This is a genomic window from Frankia sp. AiPa1 (assembly GCF_023243075.1).
GTDB lineage: Bacteria > Actinomycetota > Actinomycetes > Frankiales > Frankiaceae > Frankia.
Genome location: NZ_JALKFZ020000130.1, coordinates 1 through 23,422, shown reverse-complemented (window position 1 = coordinate 23,422; position 23,422 = coordinate 1). Strand labels below are relative to the sequence as shown.

General features: G+C 69.1%; 17 protein-coding genes. 10 read left to right on the top strand and 7 right to left on the bottom strand.

All coding sequences use genetic code 11. From position 1 onward, the window contains the following. Positions 1 to 390: 390 nt before the first annotated feature. From MXD95_RS13200 to MXD95_RS28930, 3 genes are all read left to right on the top strand, one after another. On the top strand, positions 391 to 1,641 hold the full coding sequence (locus MXD95_RS13200) for an AlbA family DNA-binding domain-containing protein (protein ID WP_250640895.1): 1,251 nt from the start codon (positions 391 to 393) through the stop codon (positions 1,639 to 1,641). Between the two features lie 194 nt (positions 1,642 to 1,835). After that, the gene (locus tag MXD95_RS13195) at positions 1,836 to 2,600 is read left to right on the top strand and encodes a replication-relaxation family protein (RefSeq protein ID WP_374122023.1); all 765 of its coding nucleotides are present in this window, start codon (positions 1,836 to 1,838) and stop codon (positions 2,598 to 2,600) included. 567 nt (positions 2,601 to 3,167) lie between these two features. Continuing rightward, the gene (locus tag MXD95_RS28930; RefSeq protein WP_250640894.1) at positions 3,168 to 4,697 is read left to right on the top strand and encodes a restriction endonuclease; all 1,530 of its coding nucleotides are present in this window, start codon (positions 3,168 to 3,170) and stop codon (positions 4,695 to 4,697) included. A 466-nt stretch (positions 4,698 to 5,163) separates the two neighbouring features. Here the strand turns inward: MXD95_RS28930 and MXD95_RS13185 are convergent, their stop codons facing one another. From MXD95_RS13185 to MXD95_RS13170, 4 genes are all read right to left on the bottom strand, one after another. Then, complete coding sequence (locus MXD95_RS13185; RefSeq protein WP_250640893.1) at positions 5,164 to 5,595, bottom strand: helix-turn-helix domain-containing protein; 432 nt, start codon at positions 5,593 to 5,595, stop codon at positions 5,164 to 5,166. Positions 5,596 to 5,892: 297 nt separating this feature from the next. Continuing rightward, positions 5,893 to 7,872 (bottom strand): hypothetical protein, encoded by a 1,980-nt coding sequence (locus MXD95_RS13180; RefSeq protein WP_250640892.1) that lies wholly within the window; start codon positions 7,870 to 7,872, stop codon positions 5,893 to 5,895. A gap of 750 nt (positions 7,873 to 8,622) precedes the next feature. Further along, positions 8,623 to 8,760 (bottom strand): hypothetical protein, encoded by a 138-nt coding sequence (locus MXD95_RS13175; RefSeq protein WP_250640891.1) that lies wholly within the window; start codon positions 8,758 to 8,760, stop codon positions 8,623 to 8,625. 364 nt (positions 8,761 to 9,124) lie between these two features. Next, positions 9,125 to 10,585, bottom strand: a complete 1,461-nt coding sequence (locus MXD95_RS13170) for a DnaB-like helicase C-terminal domain-containing protein (protein WP_250640890.1) — start codon at positions 10,583 to 10,585, stop codon at positions 9,125 to 9,127. Positions 10,586 to 10,952: 367 nt separating this feature from the next. On the opposite strand from MXD95_RS13170, the gene MXD95_RS13165 reads away from it, so the two are divergent. The 7 genes from MXD95_RS13165 to MXD95_RS13135 all read left to right on the top strand — a co-directional run bounded on the left by MXD95_RS13165 (position 10,953) and on the right by MXD95_RS13135 (position 19,688). Beyond that, positions 10,953 to 11,468: a hypothetical protein gene (locus MXD95_RS13165; RefSeq protein WP_250640889.1), complete on the top strand. Its 516-nt coding sequence runs from the start codon at positions 10,953 to 10,955 to the stop codon at positions 11,466 to 11,468. Positions 11,469 to 11,757: 289 nt separating this feature from the next. Further along, a complete protein-coding gene (fxlM, locus tag MXD95_RS13160; RefSeq protein ID WP_250640903.1) occupies positions 11,758 to 12,996 on the top strand; it encodes a methyltransferase, FxLD system in 1,239 nt (412 codons plus the stop codon). A gap of 64 nt (positions 12,997 to 13,060) precedes the next feature. Then, a complete protein-coding gene (locus MXD95_RS13155) occupies positions 13,061 to 13,252 on the top strand; it encodes an FxLD family lanthipeptide (protein WP_250640888.1) in 192 nt (63 codons plus the stop codon). Between the two features lie 78 nt (positions 13,253 to 13,330). Continuing rightward, a complete protein-coding gene (locus MXD95_RS13150; protein ID WP_250640887.1) occupies positions 13,331 to 16,438 on the top strand; it encodes a lantibiotic dehydratase in 3,108 nt (1,035 codons plus the stop codon). Then, on the top strand, positions 16,435 to 17,619 hold the full coding sequence (locus MXD95_RS13145) for a lanthionine synthetase C family protein (protein ID WP_250640886.1): 1,185 nt from the start codon (positions 16,435 to 16,437) through the stop codon (positions 17,617 to 17,619). Before MXD95_RS13150 ends, MXD95_RS13145 begins: the two co-directional genes overlap by 4 nt. After that, complete coding sequence (locus MXD95_RS13140) at positions 17,601 to 18,569, top strand: thiopeptide-type bacteriocin biosynthesis protein (protein WP_250640885.1); 969 nt, start codon at positions 17,601 to 17,603, stop codon at positions 18,567 to 18,569. Before MXD95_RS13145 ends, MXD95_RS13140 begins: the two co-directional genes overlap by 19 nt. Positions 18,570 to 18,575: 6 nt before the next feature. Further along, positions 18,576 to 19,688 carry a hypothetical protein gene (locus MXD95_RS13135; RefSeq protein ID WP_250640884.1) on the top strand — a complete coding sequence of 371 codons (1,113 nt, stop codon included), beginning with the start codon at positions 18,576 to 18,578 and terminating at the stop codon, positions 19,686 to 19,688. 12 nt (positions 19,689 to 19,700) lie between these two features. Here MXD95_RS13135 and MXD95_RS13130 read toward each other — a convergent pair whose 3' ends face one another. The 3 genes from MXD95_RS13130 to MXD95_RS13120 form a co-directional block, all read right to left on the bottom strand. After that, the gene (locus tag MXD95_RS13130; protein ID WP_250640883.1) at positions 19,701 to 20,480 is read right to left on the bottom strand and encodes an SDR family NAD(P)-dependent oxidoreductase; all 780 of its coding nucleotides are present in this window, start codon (positions 20,478 to 20,480) and stop codon (positions 19,701 to 19,703) included. Continuing rightward, positions 20,480 to 22,129 carry a tetratricopeptide repeat protein gene (locus MXD95_RS13125; RefSeq protein ID WP_250640882.1) on the bottom strand — a complete coding sequence of 550 codons (1,650 nt, stop codon included), beginning with the start codon at positions 22,127 to 22,129 and terminating at the stop codon, positions 20,480 to 20,482. The genes MXD95_RS13130 and MXD95_RS13125 overlap by 1 nt, the downstream gene beginning before the upstream one ends. Positions 22,130 to 22,372: 243 nt before the next feature. After that, positions 22,373 to 23,296, bottom strand: a complete 924-nt coding sequence (locus MXD95_RS13120; protein ID WP_250640881.1) for a putative endonuclease domain-containing protein — start codon at positions 23,294 to 23,296, stop codon at positions 22,373 to 22,375. Between the last annotated feature and the right edge of the window lie 126 nt (positions 23,297 to 23,422).

The following is a 23,422-nucleotide window of genomic DNA, read 5'->3' as shown; positions in this document are numbered from 1 at the left end:
GCATTCCTGGCGAGGCCGCGTGCCGGTGCCCCCCTCCTCGTCGGGCCTGCGGGCCCGGTGTGTCGCGCCGTAGACCTTTCCGTGTTCTCTCACAATCACTCGGCCGCAATCGAGGGCTCAGTTGATCTCTATCGAGCGGTGGATGATCTCCGCCTTGCGGAGAGGTTTCGCTGCTCGGCCTCGGTGGGCTGGCATCACGCGGCGCCATGCAGGCGCTAACCGGTCTCGCATGTTCGACGCCCCGTCATATTGATCATCAGTTTGGTGGTGGTCACGTGGCTTTCCTGCCCCGGCGCCGAACACGCTGGACGCGCCGCGGCTATCCAGTTCATGATCCGTCGCCGTGACGATCGAGCGGGGGATGTCGGAAGGTGTCCCTACGCTGGCGGCATGAGCTTCACAGCGCTGCATCGTGTTGGTGGGTTCACGCCAGGTCCGTTGACCGACGAGTTCCTTCAGGCCGCGGTAGATGCCGGCGTGGTGGAGGCGGACGACCTGGACTGGAAGCAGAAGCTTCCGCCGGCGAGGGGCCTGTCGGAGACGGACTTTCCCAAGGACGTGGCGGCGATGGCGAACAGCGGCGGCGGCCTCGTCGTCTACGGGGTCACCGAGACGGAGAAGGCTGCGACGGGGCGCGTCGATGTGGGCGAGTGCACGGAGGTCCACGAACGGGCGCTGCGCAGCGCCGCGATCACCGCGATCTCTCCACCTGTGTTCGGCCTGACCGTGCATCTCCTCGGGGCTGCGGGGAAGCGGGCGGTCGTGGTTGAGGTCCCCGCCAGCGTGGACGGTCCTCATCTGATCTATCGGGGCGAGTACTTCGGCGCGCCGGTCCGTAACGGTGCTGACACGGTGTGGATGAAGGAACGGCAGATCGAGGCGATGTACCGCGCTCGGTTCGACGAGCGTCGCCACGCGACCGAGGCTCTGGACGCGCTCGTCGGCGATGCGGTTGCCGGCCGTGACACCGACAAGCGTGCATGGCTGGTCGGGGCCGCTCATCCCAGGATCCCGCGTGTCGGGGATCGTCCAAGCCGTGACGCGGCGCGCGAGGTGATCTCGACAGCGGAGAGACTGACGTTTACCTATGCGCCAAACCGGGGCTTCCGTCCTCTGGAGAGTGTGGATCGGTTGAACCCTCGTCCGGGGCTGCGGCGCTGGGTGGCCCGGGACATGGCCACGAGCGATGGCTACGGGTGGAAGGAGTCGTGGGTGAGCATCCACCACGACGGCTCGGTGACTGTGACGACCGCCGTCGGTGCACACCGGGCGGGCCGCGACACGTACCGCGACGGCTGGCAGGTGACGTCCCCAGCCATCGAGTGCGCTGTCGCTGATCTCATGGCGTTGGTCCGGGCGACCGCGCAGACGACCAGCAACGACGAGTACGACGTCCGCGTCACCATCCACTGGACCGGCACCCAGCCACTGACGATCCTCACGCAGGGCAACTTCCTCAGCGACGAGATCACCTCGATCCCGCTGCACCGCTTCACGCCCGTCGAGGTCACCGTGAACGCCGCCGGCACCGACCACGAGTACCACCGACATGTCCACGATCTTGCTCAGGACTGCGTGAACCAGGGAGGCGTCTCCCCTATGATCCTGATCCCACCGCCCGAGGACGATCAAGACCAGTGACCGGCGAGTAGGCCGGAAATGGGATCCACGCGACCAGATCCGCGGACGAACGATTCCTGATCAGTCGGTGCCGCGACCCGTCCGCGCGGAGCCGCAAGGGGACAGGAAGTCTCCCGCGGCGCGGACCGATGAGCCCCTGTCCGTTCGCGGCATGTCTACGACCCAGGTGATCGAAATGGGCTGTCAGGGCGTACGTGTTAGAGCGGCGAGTGCGGTGCGTAGCTCGCGGGTGTCGGCGATCGCGCTGCGGGTCTGGGCCTCAGCGATGGTCAGCCGCTGCCCGGACCGGCTGGGTCACCCGCCGGTCGGCGAACATCCGCCTGCTGGAGCTGTACCGCTGGCGGGTCCTTGACCGGTTCCAGCCGCTGGCCGTCAGTGGCCTGTCGCCCATGCACTATGTCCTCGACGTCGCCGGTGCCGCTGTCCTCGCGCATGAGGACGGCTTGGACCCGAAGGAGATCGGTTACCAGCATGACCGGGCTATGGGCATTGCCCACTCCCTGCGTCTGGCCCACCAGGTCGCGGTCAACGGATTGTTCACCCGTCTGATCCACCACGCCCGCCAGCACGACGCCACCGGCCGGCTGGCGGCCTGGTGGTCAGAGGAACGGTGCGCGGGACTGTACGGGGACATCGTCCGCCCGGACGGCTACGGCCGGTGGGCGCAGGGCGGCGCCGAGATCGAGTGGTTCGTCGAACTGGACTTCGGCACCGAACCGCTGCAGCGTCTCGCCCTCAAGATCGACGCCTACCATCGGCTCGCCACGGAGACTCGGATCACCACACCGATCCTGATCTGGACCACCACGACCCGCCGCGAAGCCCGGATCCGCGAGGCCTTGGTCGATACGCTGCGCCACCTCGACCAGTCCGCACGGGTACCCGTCGCGACCACGGCCGCCGATCTCGCGAACCCGACCAGCACCTGGACGTCACCCTCGTCCGCTGGCTCCCCCTGACCCGTGCCGGCGCTGGTCGCCTGGCCGCCCCTGGACTGTGCCGCCACGGGCCACGAAGGCAAGATCGGCCTCCCCGAACGCCCAACCGGCTCTACCCACCACAGTCCATGCCCCCCACCGACGGCGACCACCAGCTACGTTCGGCCTGACTGCCGACCCCTCCCGGACCGATCCGATCAGGTGAACAGGTCATTTCAGGATTCGAGTCCCTGGTCGCCCGTCGCACTCTGTAGTTAGTGGCTGGCCTTGCTCAGTGGCTGTACTTATCAATCGGCGCGATCGGCGGCCACACAAAGGTGCAGTTCGGCAGGCGTTAAGTGTCCGGTTCGTGCAATTCCGAGACTGCCGGGCTGCCGACTCCAGTGGTGACTTTTAGTGATTGGTGGCTTCGGTCGCCCCATGCAGGGCAGCCCCTCGATCGTGTCGCCGACGCTGGAATGCTCTGCGTGACCCTTCCCATAAGTGTAGGCAAACAGGACTTTTGGTCTATTTGGGGCATCGTGGGTGGGGTCGTACAACCGTTAGGAAAGACAGACGCGGGCGGTAGCCGCGCGGGACAATGCCACGGTGGCTGCCGCGAACGTGAAGGATCAGGCGAAGCGGGAACGCGAACGCGAGATCGCGCAAGGGCACGAACGCGCAGCGGCGGTTACCCGCGCCCTGGAGTCGCGCCTTGTCGGGCTCAAGACCCTGCTCAAGGGAGTTCTCGGCGAGGACCCCTACCTGCCGTTCGACAGCTTTAAAGAGCCGCTGGTGGTGACTGGGTACAGACCGCCGTCGCGGCTGTCCACCCCGGCGCCGGAGCCGCAGTGGGAGTCCTTCCTGCCAGAGCCACTGACTGGCTGGGGCGCGCTGTTGCCGGGTCGCCGCCGCGAATACGACGCCGACCTTGCGAAGAGCCGGGCTGACTATGCTCAGGCCGTCGCCGAACGCGATGAGGCCGAGCGGCTCCGCATGGAGGAACTGGCGCGGGAGCAGGCGGCGCATGAGCGGGCCGCGGATCGCGAACGGGAACGGGTCGCCCGCCAGCATCGCGCCGTCGACCAGCTTGCCGCCGACTTCGTCGCCGGAAAGCGGGCGGCGGTCGCCGCCTACTTCCGCGAGGTGCTGGCCGTGCAGCGCTACCCCAGCGACTTCCCCACGGGCGTCCAGGCTTCCTACTACCCTGCCGAACGCCAGCTCCGGGTACGTGTCGACCTGCCGCTGTTGGCAGCGATCCCCGAGTTCGCCTCCGCCGAGTACAAGCCCATCAAGAAGGAGCTCCAGCACAAGAAGCTCAGCCCGACGGACCGCAAGAAGCTCTACCAAGCGGTCGTCGCGCAGATGGCGCTGCGCACGGTGCGCAGCGTCTTCATCGCCGACCGGTCGAGGACGGTCAACGAGGTAGTCTGCGACGGCTACGTGGACACGGTCAACACCGCGACGGGCCAGGACGTGCGCTGGTGCCTGGTAAGCGTGCAGGTGCCTCGCGACGAGTTCGAGGGCCTTGTCCTCGACGCCCGGCAGTTCGACCCGGTGGAATGTCTGGGCTACCTGCACGCGAAGGTCTCCCAGACCCCCGAGAAGTACCAGCCGGTCCAGCCCATCCTCGACTACCCGTGGGACGACCTCCCCTACGCAGAGGAAACGGACGCAACCGCCGACCTCGACCAGGCGCAGAACCTCGTCGGTATGAACGGCTACGAGTTCGAACGGCTCGTGCTCCGGCTCTTCAAGGCGATCCCGGAGTTCGACGAGGTGCGGTCCACTCGGGAGCGGGGTGACGGCGGGATCGACCTTGTGGCGGTGAACAAGACCCCGTTCGTCGGCGGTAGGGTAGCCATTCAGGCTAAGTGCTATGCGCCGCACCGCAAGATTGGCGTTCCCGCGGTCCGGGAGATCATCGGTTCTGTCGCTCATAGGGAGTTCATTAAGGGGATCATCGTCACGACATCCGGTTTCACGCCGGCAGCGCGCGAGGAGGCTGAGCGCCTGGGTGTCGAGTTGTACGACGGGGAGCGGTTGCTGTGGCTGCTGCGCCACCACTTGCACCGCGAATACACCATCGTCGACACTGAACGGCGTAAGCCCCCGTTCAAGTCCCCACCTGCACGGTAGCGACCGCTAAGCATCGGCCCGCGCGAGTGCGCGGCGACCGCAGTCCCTGCAGGGCAAGCACGTTCGCGAGGTGACGGAGGAACGTCAACTGGACCAGCTTGCGGAGAAGTGCTGCTCAGGGTGCAGCGGAAGCCGCGCTGGCCCAAGCGCCGCGCGAACGCTACGAAAGTCGCCGCAGAGAGCCGCTACGCGGGCCGGGTCCGAAGCGGGTTCAGCTCGTCCGGTTTGAGGTGGCTGTGGGGCTGCCGGCCTGCTCCCGGTGTGCGATCAGCGTTGCAGATACGGCAGACTGCTTTCTGCCTTTGCTGCGCGGTCATTGGCACGGTCTCGATCTCAACGACCATCGGCCAGCCGTCACATCAATGGTTTTCGATGTTCCCCCGCACCGACGCCCCGTCTGGTCCGACGCGCGGCTCGGGTCTCGGTGTCCGTGGAGAGGAGCGAGTTTCGGATGCCCGACGGTGAGCTAAGCAGCCGCTCGGAGGTAGCGCTGGACCGTCCGACGGCTGCAGCCCAACACGGCTGCGATCTGGTTGATCGTCCAGCCGGTGACGCGGAGTCGGGCGGCTTCGACGGCTCGGTCCGGTGGCGGCTGCTGGGGGGCGTCGATTTGTAGCACCGGGGCGATGTCGTCCCGGTCGGCGGGTCCGAGTCCGCCGTACCATCCTTCGCGCGCCTCAGGGTCTTCTGCCTGCAGGGCCAGCGCGAGGCAAGCGAGGCGGGCGGCGCAACCGGCACAGCGCAGGAGGGACAGTTCGTCTGGCCCTCCCTCATCGGGGTGGTAGACGACTGGGTCGGCCCCGGCGCATGCCGCCTGGTTGAGGTTGTCGTTGATGCGGTGGTCGATCAGGCCGCGAAGCTCTCGCTCCCGACCCTTGAAGAAATACGGGTTGCGCATCGTCCGCTCCAGCTCTTGTGGATGTGCCGGCCGCTGTGGGCGCGGCTGTCCGGGTGAGCTGGGCAGATCCCGGCGCACCCGCTTGTTGCCTTCCGGGCCGAGACCCGGTGTGGCGCAAGCGGCAGCGGGGCGAAGGCTGGCTCCGAGGCGTACTGGTGCGTGAGCGTTGGCTCCGGCACCAGCGTTGCCGACCTCCACCAGAGTGGGAGGTGAGTGTCGCGGTCGGCCCGTGTCGCGTATCCCCGACAGTGCGGTCGGAGACCGGCTCCCGGGGCTTCAGCCCCGGGAGCCGGTGGGTCACACGCTATTTGCGGAGGTCACGCCGCCTTCCGCATCGAGATCACCCTCGTCGAGGTCGTCGTCGAGATCATCCTGATCATCTAGATCGTCCTCGATGTCGTCTGGGTCATCGCCCGGGCCGTGCCGTTGAAGTCCGCGCTGCTTCCAGAGGGGCAGCTTTTCGAGCGTGTCGAGCAGGATGCCGCGCCAGATCTCGCAGTCACCCTTGTCCGCGCCGAGCGACTCGATGGCGGGCGTCCCGTCCTCGGACTGCACGGCCTCGACCTTCTTGACCGCGTCCTCGACCGCCCGGATCGCGCCGCCGAGCACGTTGAGGGTGTTCCCCAGGATCTCGGCGGGGGTCGTAGGCGCCGGTACGTGTGTGGGCCCCTCTCCGGCGCGGGGGAAGGTGTTCCGGAGCAGCGCGTCCGTGGCGACGACCTCCCTCCCGGCGTCATTGCGAGTCACCTCTCCGGTCTCGTTGACGAGCCGGATCCGGCGGCCGTTCGCGCCATCCACCAACGCCTGCCGCAGCTGATAGACGCCGTGGATGGTGGTGCGCATGCGGTCGATCACCTCGCCAGGGTTCCGCCGGTCTGGCTGGTCGCTGTTGCGGGTCCCCCGGTCCGCCGTGAGCGCGCCTGTGACCACGAGCGGGTAGGCGCTGCGGGCTGCGAGTTCCCGCGTGGCCGGGCCTGGGACTTGCGCCGCGGCCTCGGTGTAGGCCGCGGCGGCCAACTCCTCGGCGCTGCGCAACGTGGCGTCCCACTCCCTTGCCAACTCGCCGCTGAGCGCCTCCTTGAGGTATTTCCGGGTCCGTTCCCGCTTGCGGGCGTCCTCCTCGGACAGAGAACGCAGAATCAGAGACGTCGCCACGTCCAGCAGGAGCTTGGTGGTGATGCGCTTGCGGGTGCTCTGGCTGGTGATCGCGACCCGGATGGCAGCGTGGACCCGCTGGTCACGGTCCGTGAAGAGTCGGGCGATGGTCGCGGCCCTGATCGCCGGGTCGCGGTTGAATCCGGCAGCCTCAGCTTCGTCCGGAGTGAGCGCTCCTGAGAGCCACTCCGCCCTGCCGGACGTGATCAGACCACGGCGTTCCAGCTCGTCGATCACGGCGTCGGCGAGGGCTTCGTTCTCGGTGGCCTCGCCCCACGGCTTGGGGTAGTCGACGTGCCGCAATGCGACGAGCGACTTCACGGCAACGCCGAAGTCGGCAGCGGCCCCGCGGTGCGACTCGAAGCCGACCAGTAGCAGCGCGGGCACCTTCTCGCAACGCACCCTGACGGCAACGTCGGGATCCACCTCGTCTAGGGGCCCGGCCTTGGCGACCTCCTCGTTCAGCCTGCGGATGGTGCTGCGCAGTTTGCGATCGTCGCGACCGTACGGGACATCCGCAGACCTGAGTTCTAGAAGATTGTGAACGCAGGTGATTCGGCTGGAACCCTCGGCGGTGACGGGGACCGTGACGCTGGGGGTGCCGTCCGCGTGCACGAACGTCGTGGCCGCAAGCCAAACCTCGGTCATGACACCCTGCTGGCGAATGGAGGCGCGCCAGTCGTTGTTCTCGATCACGTAGTCGTGGGCCTGCTTCGCGGCCCAGGCCAGATGCTCCTGGTTCTGAACACGCTGGAGAAGCTCAGGACGGTCCTCGGGTGCGGCAGTCGGCTCGGGCAACGGGCGGAGGCGGGTGCTCTCGTCGCGACCCACAAGGCTGGAGGCCGGATGGCGACGAGCCGGACCGATCCGAGGATTCCGGGGGTCCGGGATGATGCAGCGTGCCCACACCTCTGCCCGGATAGCGAGGATGGTCCCTCCAGGGACCGGAAGCCGCTCGGGAGTCTCCACCACCCGGCGAACGGTCGATGGATCGACCACGGCCAGCGCGAACGCCTGCGCCGCCTCCTCGTCCAGGTTGAACAGATCAGTCAGCCTGTCAGCGAGCTTCCGGGTCGCCGCCGCGAGTGCCGGCGCGGGGAGCTGCTCAACGGGCCGGGGCAACACGGTCTCGGCCGCTGAATCTGTAGCAGGGGGCGCAGTATGGGTAGCAGTCATTGGTTCTCTCCGATCTCAGTCCGGACGTCCGGGCGTAACCCGGACGAGGTTCGTCGTCCGGGGAGATCGGTCCCGATACTGCTCCGCTCTCCCCCTCGGTCCGCCCGGGCTACGCCCGGTGTGTCCGAGGCGGCATCTGCCGCGCTGGCCATCTCCGAGACGTACCAGCGGACGTAACCACCGGCGTTGCCGCCCGCTGGCCCTCGGCCAGCGGTGAGATGTTCAGCGATGTGCTGATGTCGCTGGATAAACCGTAGCACTGGGGGTGACACGGGCTGCCCGACGACGTCGCCTGCGGGCGCGGTCGTCCTGTGACCCGCCCTGGTCAAGGTGGCTGCGGTCCCCGTCCCGACGCCTGCCGTCGAGCCTTCAGCGGGACAGGAGGGGCGGAAGTTGCCATGTCACCGGCTCGTCGACGCGGTGAAGCCGAAGGAGTCGCTCCGCTTCACGGTGAAGGTGCTCGGCAAGGACATCCGCCGTATCTGTAACGAACCCGGCGTAGGCGGCGCGCTGCCGGTGGTCATCGTGGGGCGAGGGCTCCGAGGTAGAGACGGATGTCGCCGCCGGTGAGCAGTTCCCGGAGGCATATGGTCGCGTGCCGACGCCGTTGTGCTGGGCTGGGAGCCGGCCGGCCCGTCTGTAGGCCGCGTCGAACCGCCGCTCGTCCGGGAGGTCGATGTCGCGGAAGATCCGGCGTTAGCGCCCGTAGTCGATGGGGGGCGTGTCGAGAAGCAGGTCGAGCGCGAGCAGCGTGTTCATGATCTGACCGGCGTTGTCGATGCGGGCCCAGACCGCCCGTGCGGTAGAGACCGCGCTGGCCGAAAGATCGAGCATGGTCGCGACGCGACGCGACGCGGCGCCAGGTCAGGAACCTGCCCGTACGGACGAGGGCCATCGCGAGGGTGGCGGGAAACGCGGCGGTGTTCTTGCTGGTGGGCCGGGCGAGGTCGCGGTGATCGACGGCCAGAGGCACTGGGGACGGATGTGGCGGGCAGCGCCGATAGTCCTGGGCTGGAGTGCGGTCAGGCGCGGAGGTGCATGGCTTCGTCGCGGTCGATGGCAGGTTGGCTAGGGACCGAGCTGGCTGTTCGGCATGAGAGAGTCGAGAACTTATCCGCATCGGGGGCTCACGGCGTCGCAACAAGAGTGCGTCGAGGAGCGCGGCGTTGCCGATCTCCAGGGGCCAGCTGCGGTGCAGTCAGCTGGCTATGTCGACGAACCGGCTGTAGTGCCCCTGGAACGCTACGGTCACCGTGCTGGTAGGGCCGTTGCGGTGCTTGGCGAGGATGAAGTCAGCCTCGCCGGCGCGCACTGACTCCTTCTCGACCATGTCCTCGCGGTACAGCAGGATCACGAGGTCCCCGTCCTGCTCGATCTGACCGGAGTCGCGCAGGTCGGCCAGCGTCGGCCTCTTGTCCGCGCGCAGGTCAGAGGCGCGGTTGAGCTGGCTCACGACGACGACCGGGATCTCAAGCTCCATCGCGAGCGTCTTAAGGCCGCGGCTGATTTCGCTGATCTCCTGAACGCGGGTCTCCCGCCGGCTCGTCGAAGTCATCAGCTGCAGGTAGTCGACAGCGAGCAGACGCAGGTCGTTCCGCTCGCGCATGCGTAGCGCCGCGGCGCGCAGGTCCCGCATCGTCAGGTGCGGGAAGTCGTTGATGAACAGCGGGGCCTCGGCGACTTCCCCCATCGTCCGCGCGAGCCGCCCCCAGTCGTCGTCGGTCAGCCGGCCGGTGCGAATGTTCTGCAACGAGACCCGAGCCTCGGCGGCCAGCAGCCGGAACGTCAAGTCGACGCGAGGCATCTCCAGGCTGAACAGGGCCGTCGCCATCCCGTTCTTGACCGCCGCCGCGCGGGCGAAGTCGAGACACAGCACCGACTTCCCGAGACCCGGCCGGCCTCCGATGATGACGAGCTGTCCGGGATGCAGTCCGTTGGTCAGCTCGTCGAGGTCGGTGAACCCGGTCGGGACGCCGGTGAGTACGCCGTCGTGGCCCTGGATCTGGGTGGCCTCGATCTCCTCCAGAGCAGGGTTGAGCAGCTCGCCGAGCGCCCAGGATGGCGGCAGCTTCGGCCTGCCGGTCAGCCGGACCTTCGGCCGGGCGACAGACAAAGCGTCGAGGGCGACCTGGTCGAAGGTCGCCTCAGTGACTCGCTGGGCAGGCCGGTCGAAGTCGGCCCACGCCCGGATCGCGACCAAGATCTCCTTGCACGGGGCGTCCGGCGTGACCCGGGTGTCCAGGACGATCGCGGACTCATGGTTGGCCCGCAGGCCGGAGTAGGTCAGGTTCGCCGATCCGGCCAGTGCTGTCTCTGAGCCGTCCGCCCGGCGGATGTAGTAGCTCTTGGCGTGCATGAGCGGCTGTTCCTCGTCCCCGTCGACGAGCAGCAGCGTCGCCCGGCGGCCGTGCGGCTCGAACAGGGCAGTGACCGCGGCCAGGTCGTCGGGGGAGACCTGGTCCTCCCGGGCGCCGGTGACCAGATGGACCTCTCCACCCTCGTTGAGGATCGCCGCCAGGTGCGGCTGGATCAACCTCAGACCGTGCTCGGTCAGGTAGCCGGTCTGCGCGGCGAAAACTCGCGCCCCCTTGAGCTCGGCGACCAGCCATTGCTCGACAGTGTGGGCGGGACCGCCGACGGCGGTGTCGAGATAGCGCACAGGAAATGGGCCTTCGTCCGAAAGGGGTGGGGATCGCCCAGCGTAGACGGCAGGTCCCCTACAGCCACAGCCAAGGCCCATACAGGTCCCGCGAATCGCCCTACGACTCGCCACCAGACCGACGGTCAGCCTGCCACGCAGCCACGAGGCCAGGGATGAGCTGTGGGAACAGGCACATGGCTCGCCCGCTACGACCGCCCTATCAAGACGAGGACGAGAGGCCGATCTGCGGCACGCGACAGAGGAAACCTGCGTGCTTCGGACGGTCGGGGCCGACGCTACGGCGCATCAGAAGCAGAGGGACGTCATCGGCTCTGCGATGGCATCCGCCGGACAGGTCAACGATCATGGAAGGAAGGGATGGGCTATGAACAGCAAAACCGGGGCCCTGGTCGAGGACATCACCGCCCGTGTGCAGCGCGCGGTCCGCGCGGGCGACTATCCGGCCATCGTGGGGTTGTACGGCGACCGGACCTTGATCCTCAGCGACTACGACTACCTGGCCAGCTGGGCGACCAGCCTCGTGTTCGAGGTCCGCGCGGCGGCCCAGGCGCAGACCATCCACGTCCATCGATGGGTCTTCGCCGTCCCGCACGTCTGGTACGACGACGGCGACACCATCCAGGCCCGGCCCTTGTTCACCGCACCTCGCCAGCCCGGCGAGACCGAGACGATCAGCTGGATGAGCTACGACGACGGCGACGGCATCGACTACGGCTGGGTCGAGTTCGCCCGCCGTCCCAGCGGCGAGCCCGTCTTCGACGAACCCGAGTACTTCGCCGTCCCCATGCACCCGCTGCCCCGCCACCCTGGCGCCGCCCTGCACCGCCTCCTCACCTCCGGCATCCCTGACCTCGCCTCGGCGCTTCCGCAGCGACCCTGAATGTCACCCGGCCAAGATCTGTCGGCCCGCGTGGTTAGACGGCCCGGCTGGCGAACTTTCCGACCCGCATCCGGGGCCGATGCGCCGAATCGGAGAGGGCATCGATCATCGTTTCCGCAGCTCAGGTGCCCACGGGTAGCCGAGGGCAAATCTTCCCCGCCCGGGGAATGAGTCGCGCCTCGGCATGGGTCATCGTTACAACGCACCCCACCGGAGCCCAGGCGATCTTCCGCCTGTGGCGCCGCGGAGCTGGGGGCGAGACGGCCCGGAAGGATCTTTGTTGACTCAGATGATTGGCACGTCCAGCGCCCCGGACCGGGCGGCTGAGGTCCGTAACGCGCTGGTGGACAAGCTCTGCGTGACCGGCATGATCACATCCCTGGAGGTGGAGCGGGCGTTTCGTGCCGTGCCGCGGCACCTGTTCGTTCCCGCGGGCACCTCCTTGGAGGTTGCCTACAACGCCGACGACTCGGTGGCGGTCAAGCGGGCCGCGGACAACGTGATCATCTCGTCGATCAGTGCTCCGTTCATCCAGGCTCGGATGATCGAACAGGCCGGGCTCGGCCCCGGGATGAGCGTGATCGAGATCGGGTCCAGTGGCTACAACGCGGCGCTCCTGGCCGAGGTCGTCGGCCCTTCGGGCCGGGTGATCAGCGTGGACATCGATCCCGAGGTGACCGACCGGGCCCGCGAGCTTCTGGAGACGACCGGGTACGCGGACCGGGTCACGGTCATCTGCGCGGACGCCGAGGACGGCGTGGATGAGCTCGGCGACCGGGTCGACGCGATCCTGGTGACGGCCGGTGCGTGGGACCTCGCGCCGGCGTGGCTCGCGCAGCTGGGCGAGGGCGGCCGGATCGTCGTCCCGCTGCGGATGAACGGGATCACCCGGTCGATCGGGTTCCGTCGCGATGGCGATCATCTGGTGAGCACCTCGGTGGAGGTGTGCGGGTTCGTCCCCATGCAGGGCGCCGGCGCCCACGACGAGCGGGTCTTCCTCCTGCCTGACGGGCACGGCCGTCACGTCCGGCTGCGGTTCGACGTCGACCCGCCCCAGGATCTGGATCTTCTGGACGGTGTCCTCGCGACACCGCGGACCGAGGTGTGGTCCGGGGTCACGATCCGGCACGGAGTGTCGTTCGCCGACCTGCATCTGTGGTTCGCCTGCTTCCTGCCGGGCTTCTGCCGGCTGGCAGCGGACGAGGGAACCGACCTGGCTGCCGACCGCAAGAGCTGGTTCCCCTTCGGGGCCGTGCAGGGTGACTCGCTCGTGTATCTGGCGGTGCGCCCGGCGCTGGACGGCGCCGGGGTCGAGTTCGGCGGACGAGCGTACGGCCCGCACGGCGAGGCCGCCGCCACCGCGCTCGTCGAGCAGATCCAGGCCTGGGACCGCCAGGCACGGGGCGGACCGGCCCCGACCTTCGCCTACTGGCCGACGGGCACCGACCGTCCGCCGGCCGGCGAGGGCACGGCCGTGCTGGCGAAGACCCACGGCCTGGTCACGATCTCCTGGCCGGTCGCGGGCTGACCCGGCCGGTCCAGGACGCACCACCCACCCGAGAAATCCCCCACCAGAACAAGGAGTGATCTCGATGTCGCCGGTGCTGATGGCCGAACAGGCGGAGTCCGTGGACTTCGCGCTCGACGACGCGGAACTGGAACTGGACATGCGGGTGGTGGAGTCCACCACCCGCATCGCGATCATGATGTGCGACACGAGTGACGGCTGCGGCCAGAGCTGCAGCACCAGCGCGTGCAGCACCTCCTCCAACGACCCGTCCTGATCCAGCCGTCCGCCGCCGGCACCTGCCCGATCCGGGTGCCGGCGGCGGATGCCGCACCGGCGAGGAGAGGGGATCGCCATGGCTGTGCCCCCGCGCTACCAGCACACCGGCTTCCTCCAGGTCCGCGCTTCGACGGACCCGGGCGGCCTCGAACTGCCTACTGATCTCGATCTGTCCGACTCCGCCGCGGTCGAGCAGGAAGGCCGGGCATGGCTGGCCAAGACCTGGGCGCACCCGGAGGTGCGGGAGGCGCTGCTGCTGGCGAGTACCAATCTCTGTACCCGGGTCGAGCAGATTCTTGACGACGGCGCCGGGCAGCGGTCCGGGACGGAGGTCCGGCGGGCCCTCACCGCCGTGGCGTCCTACCTGCTGCGGTGGCAGCGGCGCGCGACGCCGTTCGGGATGTTCGCCGGCATCAGCACCGCGACCGTCGGGCCGGCTACCGCCGAGGTGGGACGCGCACATCAAGCCGTGGCACGCGCGGACGCCGAGTGGGCCACGACGCTTGTCGATCAGCTCGAAGGGCAACCGGAGCTACGCGGGCGGCTGACGGTGGTGGCCGACAGCGCGCGGATCGTGCGCGACGGTCGGGTCATCGTGCACCGGCGGGCCGAGGCAGGTGCTGCGAGCCCGGGGCCGCTGCGGGAGTCGTCGGTACGGCTGACACGGCCGGTCCGCTTCGCCTTGGCGGAGGCCGACAACCCGATCCAGCTGGACACGCTCGTCGCACGGACGGCAACCAGGTTCCCCACCGCCTCCCCAGACAAGATCCGCGCGCTGGTGCACGGTCTGGTCGACGGCGGCCTCTTGGTCACGAGCCTGCGACCACCGATGACAGCCGTCGATGCCCTCACCCATTTGGCCGACGCGCTACGCGCAGCTGGCCTGGAGGACCTGGCCGACGTGAGCGACCTGCTGCGGGAACTCGACAGCCTCCGCGCCCTGCTGGCCGGTCACAACCGCACCACTGATCCGCAGCAGGCGGCACAGACGCGCCGGACGGTCGCCACGCGGATGACCTCGCTTGCACCGGGCGCCGGTCAGGCGCTGGCGGTCGACACGCGCCTCGACGCGAGGATCGCCGTGCCGGAGCGGGTGCTGGACGCGGCGGCGCTTGCGGCCAGCGTGCTGCTGCGGCTGTCTCGCCAGCCGTTCGGCTCGGTAGCCTGGTTGGACTATCACGCCCGGTTCCGGGCCCGCTACGGCCCCGGTGCTCTGGTGCCGGTGCGGGAGCTGGTCGCCGAGTCGGGGCTGGGTTATCCCGGCGGGTACCTCGGTGCACCGCGAGCGAGGCCTGCCTGGCGGATGCTGACCGACCGCGACACCGCGCTCCTGACCCTGATCCAGCAGGCCGCCGTGGACGGGGCCGAGGAGATCGCGCTGACCGACGCGGACGTCGAGGCACTGGCTGTCGGGGAGCACCAGGACATCGTGCCGCCGCAGCGGGTCGAGCTCGGCGTTGAGGTGTGGGCGGTCTCGGCCCGCGCGCTCGACCGCGGGGACTTCCGTCTGCGGGTCACCGCCGCCCCGCGGACCTGCACCAGCATGGCCGGACGGTTCGCCCACCTGCTCGATCCGGCCGACCGCGACCGGCTGGCCGCGACATACACAGCCAGGGCGGAGACGGGGGAGCGGGACCAGCCGCTGGCGGCACAGCTGTCCTTCCCGCCGCGCCGCCCGCACAACGAGAACGTGGTGCGCGTCGAACCGCTGCTGCCGGACGTCGTCTCCCTCTCGGAGCATCCCGACCCCGGCCGCCCCGAGGTCAGGCTGATCGGACTTGACGATCTGGCGGTCACCGCCGACGCCGCACAGATATACCTGGTGCAGCGCTCCACCGGCCGGCGGGTGATCCCCCGAATTCCGCACGCGCTGGACACCAGCGTGCAGAGCCCACCGCTGGCCCGCTTCCTCGCCGAGGTCGCCGACGCCCGCAGCGCCGTGTTCGGCGGGTTCGACCTCGGCGCGGCCCGTGTCCTGCCCTACGTGCCGCGCATCCGCTACGGCCGCATGGTGCTGGCCGTCGCCCGCTGGATGCTCACCTCCACCGATCTGACCCGGGGCCAGTCCGGCGACGAAAGACAGGAAGCACTGCGCGCCTGGCGGCAGCGGTGGCGCGTGCCCGCACGGGTCGTGCTCTGCCACGGCGAGCTTCGTCTACCCCTCGACCTGGATCGCCACCTGGACCGGGCGCTGCTGCTGACCCACCTGGAGCGGGCCGGCCGCATCGAGGTACAGGAAGACGGTCCGCCCGACGCGCAGGGCTGGATAGGCCGGCCGGCCGAGCTGCTGATCCCGTTGACCGCGATCAGTCCACCGGCACGGCCACTGCCCATGACCGCAGCGCCGGGAGCGGTCCTTCGCCCGGGTAACTCGGCGCTGCTGCAGGTGCAGCTCGTCGGAAACCCAGCCCGGTTCGACGACATCCTCACCGGCCACCTGCCGAGGCTGGTCGCCAGCCTGGAAGGGCTTGTCGGGCTGTGGTGGGTCCGGCGACACCGCGACATGATCCTTCCTGAGAGTGATCAGTACCTTGCGGTGTTCCTGCGCCTGCACAGCCCAGACCACTATGGGCCGGTCTCCGCCGCCGTGGCCGCCTTCGCGGCCGACCTGGAGGGCCGTGGCCTTCCCAACCAGCTCACCCTGGCCACCTCTCCGCTGCACCTCGCCCGCTACGGCGACGGTGACGCGCTGGCCGCCGCCGAGTCGGTGTTCGCCGCCGACACCCTCTGCGCCATCGCCCAGATCACGGCAGCCCAGACGTCCGGGATCTCCGCCCAAGCCCTGGCCGCAGCATCGATGGTGGACCTGGCCGCCTCCTTCGCCCCCGACCCGCTGGCCGGGCACCAGGCCCTCGTCAGATGCCTTCGGCAGGAGCACGGCGCCCTGGATCGCACCCTGCGGGACCGCACTCTCGACCTGGCCGATCCCGGCGGTGACCACCAGGCGGTTCGCGCGCTCGCCGGCGGTGAGGCGGTCGTGGGAGCCTGGAACGCCCGAACCACCGCACTGGCTCTGTACTACCAGGCACTCGCGCGGCAGCGTGATCCACGGACAGTGCTGCGGACCCTCCTGCACGAGCACCATGTGCGCGCGGTCGGTGTCGATCCAACCCTGGAGAAGGAGACCGGGCGCCTCGCCCGCGCCGCCGCGCTGCGCCACCTGGCCCTGGCCGGTGCCCGGTGATCCCCGCCGCTGCCGCCGCGGTGGAGACGTTCTCCGCCGACGACGCGATCAGGCAGTCCCTGGCCCGGGGCCCAGCCGGAACGGCGCTGCTGAACATCGAGCGGGCCCGGACCGGCTCGGGTAGCTGGAACACCGCGCAGGCCCACCTCCGGCGGGCCGTCGCCGGGCCGATCGATGCCGCCGAACACACCGGCCTGTACTACGGGGCGCCTGCCCTGGCCTTCCTCCTGCAGGCCGCCGCCGACGGCAATCCCCGCTACCGCAGCGCCCGCGACACGCTGGACACCCACGTGCTGCGCCTGACCCGCCGCCGGCTGACCCTCACCGCCCGCAGAGCCGAACGCGGCGACCCCACCACCTTCGCCGAATACGACCTCTTCTACGGCCTGACTGGCATCGGTGCCCTCCTGCTCCGCAGCCACCCCGACAGCGAAATCCTCGCCGACGTCCTGCGGTACACGGTCAGCCTGACCCGGCCGCGCCGTGAGAACGGTGTCGACCTGCCGGGCTGGTGGGTCGCACATGACCCGGACGACACTCTGCCGACCCCGGGCGGGCACGCGAACCTCGGCATGGCACACGGCGCGGCCGGCCTGCTTGCCCTCCTCGCTCTCGCCACTGCCAGAGGATGCCTGGTCGACGGCCAGGACGAAGCGATCGCCACCCTGACCGGCTGGTTCGACCAGTGGCGCCAGAACGGTGCGGACAGCCCATGGTGGCCACAGTGGATCACCCGCGAGGACCTGCGTACCGGCCGCCCCACCCAGACCAGTCCCGGCCGCGTCTCCTGGTGCTACGGCACGATCGGCATCGCCCGCGCCCAGCAGCTCGCCGCCCTGGCCACCCACGATCAGCGACGGGCACAGGACGCCGAGGCCACCCTCGCCGCCGCCCTGACCGACACCCAGCTCGACCGGATCAGCGATCTAGGCCTGTGCCACGGCCTGGCAGGGATCTACCAAACCGCCTACCGAGCCGCCCGCGACGCACGAAGCTCCGCCATCGGCCGCCGACTTCCCGCGATCGCCACCCGGCTCGCGCAGTCCACCGCCTCCTCCACCTCCAGCGAGCAGGACAGCGGGCTGCTGACCGGCGCCGCGGGCATTGCCCTGGCGCTGGAATCCACCCGACACGTCGGACCGCCACGCACGGGATGGGACACATGCCTGCTCATAGCCTGAGCGTCACCGCCCCCCAAGACCTCGCTGCCGGCGTCCTCGCGGTGCTCGCCGGCGCCGACCTGCACACCACCGCCACCAGCAACGCGCTCAATCCCTCCGACCTGGACGACGCGGTACGGGTCTACCAGGCGGCTGGACTCGCGGCGCTCGAACAGCGCGCCGACCAGAACTGCTACCAGGTACGGGTCCAGTTCCCCGTCTGGTCCACCGCCGAAGCCACCGCCGCCACACAGCTCGGTCCACGCCTGGATCGGCTCCAGACCGGCGGCGCGGTCGGCGACTGGTGGTTCCTGCGCAAGCACCCCTGCTGGCGGCTCCGCCTGCACCGCGCGGACACCACGGCCGTCGACCAGGTGCTTGACGAACTGACCGCCACCGGAGCCCTCACTCGCTGGTGGTCGACGGTCTACGAACCGGAAACCTTCGCCTTCGGCGGCCCAACCGGGATGAACGCCGTCCATGAACTGTTCTGCGCCGACAGCCGCGGCGTCCTCGACTACCTGCGCCACGACACCCCGGGCCTCGGCCGCCGCGAGCTCTCGATCCTTCTGATCAACGGCCTGCTGCAGGCAGCCGGGCTCGACACCTTCGAACGCGGCGACGTCTTCGCCCGGGTCGCCGGGCTACGTCCCGTCTCACCGGCCGCCGACCACCCGAAGATCGCTCAGCTCACCGCGAACGTGCGGCTGCTTCTGTCCATCCCCGACCTGCCCAGCAGCGACCTGTTCGCCTCCGGCGGGCCGGTCGCGCATGCCGCCCCCTGGCTCACCGCCTTCCACACCGCCGGCCGTCAACTCGGCGACGCCGTCGCACAGACACAGCTCGGCCGCGGGCTTCGGGCGATCCTCACCCATGTGCTGATCTTCCACTGGAACCGGTTCGGCCTCTCCGCCACCAGTCAGGCCGTTCTCGCCCGCGCGGCTGCCACAGCCCTCCTGCCCGGGGACTAACGGATCATGAATCCCGCAGCATTGGCCGTAGCCTGCTTCTTCCCCTTGATCGGCCGTCCCCGCCTTGCCTGTCCGCCTCTGCCTGATCGAGTTGCGGAGATCGCAGAGATCGCCCAAGCAGCGGCCCGGGACGGCGCGGACGGACTGGCCGAAGGGGCGCATGCTCTGAACAAGGCGGCGCTGCTCGCCAGCGACTGTGGCCTGACGCCCCTCGCTCGTGATCTGTGCTGGCAGCACATCAACATCTACCGCGCCGCCCCGCGCCCGCTCACCATCCACCAGGCCAGATACATGCTCGAACCGGCCCTCAACCTCGCCCGGCTCCAGATCCGCGCCAGCGACGGGGAGCAGGCGCTCGGGCTTCTCACCTCGATGTTCCAGGCCGTCTCGTCGAACACTGACCTGATCATCGACGGCCAGGTCCTCCCGCTGGCCGACCTCACCGGCACCCGCGACGAGCGCCACAAGCTGCGCGAATGGGTGTGGCTGCACCTCGTCGGGGACGGCGTCCGCGCCCTGGCACTCGCCGGCCGCTGGGACGACGCGGTCACCCATGCGGGAACGCACCGAGGGATCGGACTGCATCTCCTGGAGGGACGCCAGGCGAAGATCCTCGCTCACTGCTTGAACGGGATGTCAGCCAAGGCCCGCACGACCTTGGCGGAGGGCACGCCGACGTACCCGTGGGAGCTCCAGGTCGCCTCCTGCCTGGAAGTGATCTGCGCCGAGGGCGCACCCACAGTACGCAGCGTCACCACCATGATCGGGCACTTCCTGGGACAACGCCCGACTCCTGGCTACGCGGTCTTCCGCGTCCACCTCGGCATGGCCGTGGCCGCTCTCGCCGCCGCCACCGACCCGGACACTGCCGCCCGCGTCCTCGCCCAGGCCGTTAACGAGGTGATCGAAACCAAGGACGGATACGCGGCACGGGACGTGCTCCGACTTCGCCCCACCCAGGTGATCGAACTGACCGCCGCGCAGGACGAGGCGCTCGCCGACCTTCTCAACGTCTCCGGCCTGAGAGCGGGAACCCTGCCTGAACCGCTGCTGGAGTCCGTTCTCAGCTCCGCCCGCACCGCCGAAGCTGCGATCGTTGCGTCGATACACCCTCAGTGACGGTGATCTCGGTCAGTACCCGCGGGCGCTCGGCCGGCCTTGAGCGCCATCGACGGCGATGTCGGCTCCGTTCACCCAGCTGGCCCGGTCGGACAGCAGGAAGGCCACCACGTCCGCGACTTCCTCGGCGGTGCCCAGCCGGTGCGCGGGGAAGTCCCGCTGCACGAAGGTCTCGAAGTCCTCCGGATGCTGGCGGGCGTAGTTCTCCCAGCCGCCCCCGGGGAAGAGGATGGACCCTGGGCTCACCGCGTTGACCCGCACGTTGAACGGCCCCAGCTCCCGGGCGAAGGCTGAGGCCAGGTAGATCTCCGCGACCTTGGCCGCCCCGTACTGCGCCCGGGGCGACGGCTTCGAGGCCGAGATCGACGAGACGATGACGACCGATCCGCCGCCGTGCTTCGTCATGTGCGGGACGGCCGTGCGGATGGCTCGGACGGCGTGGCCGGCGTTGAGGTCGAACGTCTGCGCCCAGTCCTCGGGGGTGGAGTCGAGAAGGTCCCCTCCGACGGTGCCACCGACGTTCGCGACCAACAGGTCGACGCCTCCGAAGCGATCGGCCGCCTCCTCGACGAACCGCTCGACGTCGCCAGGCCTGGTCACGTCGGCCGTCAGGCTGAACACGTCCGAGTCGGCCAGGTCGAGGCTCGCTGTGGCCTGGGCCAGGGCATCGGAGTCGCGTCCGCAGATCCCGACCCGGCAGCCCTCGGCCGCAAGGCGGGACGCGATCGCCCGGCCGATGCCGCGGGAACCACCGGTGACGAGCGCGATCTTACCGTTCAGATGAAGATCCACTAGAGGATGTCCGCCTGTCGATCATGTGCCGCTGAACCGGCGCCGGGGTTGGAAGGGGTCCGCTGCATGCCTCGGACCGTGCGGGACAGGTTCGTCTGGCGCTCGTATAGGTCGCGGACGGCCGACAGCTCCTGGTAGGGACGCAGCTCCCGCACGACCTCACCGGTGCGGCGAACGATCAGATCCACCGGGCGCTCGGTCGCGCAGATCTCCAGCGCCTCGACGGTCACGGCGCACGCCCTGTCCGGTTCCTTCTGCCGCACCGCGGCGAGCGCGAGGTCGACCCGGGCCAGGGCCCGCGCGACCGGCCAGTTCGCCGCCGCCGCGTCGCACAACGTCACCGCCTGCTGGGCGAAGGTCCGCGCCTTCTCGGGCCTGGAGAGCGCTGTGTAGGCCGTGCCGGCGTAGAACGGCAGGTAGGGGTAGTCGAAGGAGAAGATGCTGTGCGACGCCTTCTCCGTCACCGACTCGAAGGAGTCCTCCGCACGGGCGAACGCGACGCTGACACCGTCGGCATCGCCCAGGCGCGCATGGGCTCGTCCCTGCTGCGCGAGAAGCCGAGTCTGGAGGAAGGAGTTCCGCGGGGCGACGTCCAGGCCAGCCAGGGCGTAACGCAACGCGTCCGCTGCGTCGCCGGTGTAGAAGGCGATCATCGCCTGGGTTCCTCGGACCCACCCGCCCAGCCGAGCGTCGCCGGACTCCATGGCGAGCTGCCACGCCGTCAGGCAGTGCGCGTGAGCCACGGCGCTGTCACCGAGATCGAGCGCCAGATGTCCCATCAGCCCCGACAGCCATCCACCGACGACGCACAGGCGCTGCCGCTGGCTCAGCGTCTGGCGTCCCGCCACCATCGCGGAGACCCGCTGCCGGCACTCCCGCACCTGCATGAACAGCTGCTCGGGCGGCGTATGCAAGTAGGACAGGCCGAACCGCTGCACCTCCAGATCAAGGTGCTCCAGCGTCGTCGAGCCGAGATCGGACTCCTCCCAGCGCTGCCCGAACATCGCCGACTCCACCGCCGACTGGGCGAGCAGGGCCGCGACGGCAGACGCGCCCGCCGCGGCGAGAACCTCGCGACGCTTCGTCGGTGACCCCTCTCCCTCGACCCCGACAGGCACCGGCGTCCGCGAACGCAGGGCAGGAGGCCTGGATATTGGCTCATTGTCCACGACTACCGGCAGAAGCGCAGGCTGCGGCAGCCCGCCCGCGGCCCCGGGCCATCGAGGAGTGTCGCGACCACGAACGGCGCCGGCTGACATGGCCGGCGGCCGGCCGCGCGCCGCGCTGACCTCGCGCACGCAGCTGTCGAGGAGAAGAAGGTCCGCGGGTGCCAGGTGCTCGCGGTCTTCAAGGTCGAGAAGATGATGGATGCCCGTGCCATACACGTGCGCGAGCAGAGCGAGGATCTGCGGGGTGGGTCGCCGCGCGCCCGAGGCCGGCCAGGACTCAAGCTCCGACAGCCGCGGCCCTGTCATGCTCGCCCGGCCGTCCGGATCGAGCCCGAGGCTCGCCGCCTGAGCATTGATCGCGTCGGCAGCCTCCTGGAGCGTCCACCCGAACGCGTGCCGGAACGCGGCCCGGGGCCGGAAGCGAAACCGCCGTCCGAACTCGCCGGCGATCTCGTCATGGCTCATACCGAACTCGCGCATCCGACCACGAAGCTGCCGCTGCTCAGCACGTTGACTGACACGGGCCACTGCCGGCTCACCCAACCCTCTGGACTGGGAAAATGAGGCCGTCGCCCGCCGCGATCAGCCACCGGAAGCGATCCTACGGTATGGATCTGTCACGTTAGCGCACGCCGTGCTCCGGAGCGTGCTTGCTGCAGCATTCCTTGGTGAAGAGCAAAAGAGCGTTCCGCGGGCTGACTGCCGGTTGACGTTGTGTGACGACTACGTTGGGTCGTCGAGCAGCTCGTCGAAGAACGCATCCAGCGTTAGGTGGGCAGCAGTGTTGTCGACGAACTCCCAGCCACCGAACCGGTGCACCTCGTATCCCCGCAGTCGCAGACGCCGGTCCTCGGCCATCATGGCCGCGTACGCTGCGGGATCGGCCGTCCCGTCAGGGCGGGCATAGTGGTGCTTGCCGTCGATCTCGATGACCACCCGTCGCCGACCTGGCAGCAGCAGCAAGAAGTCCATCCGCTGCCGCACGAGCGCCGAGCGTCGGCCACCTGTGCTGCTGTACGGGTCGTAGTGCAGATACACCTGCGGGATCAGGGCGGGCTGGTCGAAGCCGGCCTGGTACCGCTTCGTGTAGCTGCGAAACAGCGTCTTCTCGGGATCGCTGTCGAGGGATGTGTGAAGACGGGTCCACAGATGCCGGGCGGCAACGTCGGTGTTAGCCGTCTTCAAGGCCGCTGACCACCAGTCCACGAGCTCCGACCACATGAGCCCGCCTTCGCTGACGGGTCGATCGTAGTAAAGGCAGAACTGCCCGTTCTCGACGACTTCGACCACGTTGTCGATGGCGTCTCGGAGCACGATCTTGGGTTTGGGTCCTGTTGAGGCGAAGATGAGATTGCGAACCTCGCCGCGGACGCCGCGTGCAGCAAGGCCATCGACCATCGTCTGCAGGGACGGGTCGTCCCACTCCTCCAGGAGGCGGCCGGCGATCCGCCGCAGCTCCGCCATTGGCTTGCCCATGAGCTTGCTTTGGACGTAGATCCGCTTGCTGCGGAAAGGGTCCTCGCCCTCCACCACAGGAGCGAGGCCGAGACCCTCGCAGAACTCTGCGACGTCGTAAGCCTTCACGTGCTCGGCGACGGAGTCGGCGATCGCGGCACGAAGGTCGTACGGCTTGGATGATCCTGACATTGTTGGCGCCGGTTGCTTCCCTAGCTACATACAAGGAGTGTGCGGATCTCTAGTAGACTGTCGCTGCTAATGTGTGGGGTATAGGTGGCGGAGTTTGGTGCGGGCGTCGTCGGTGGTGAACTGCCA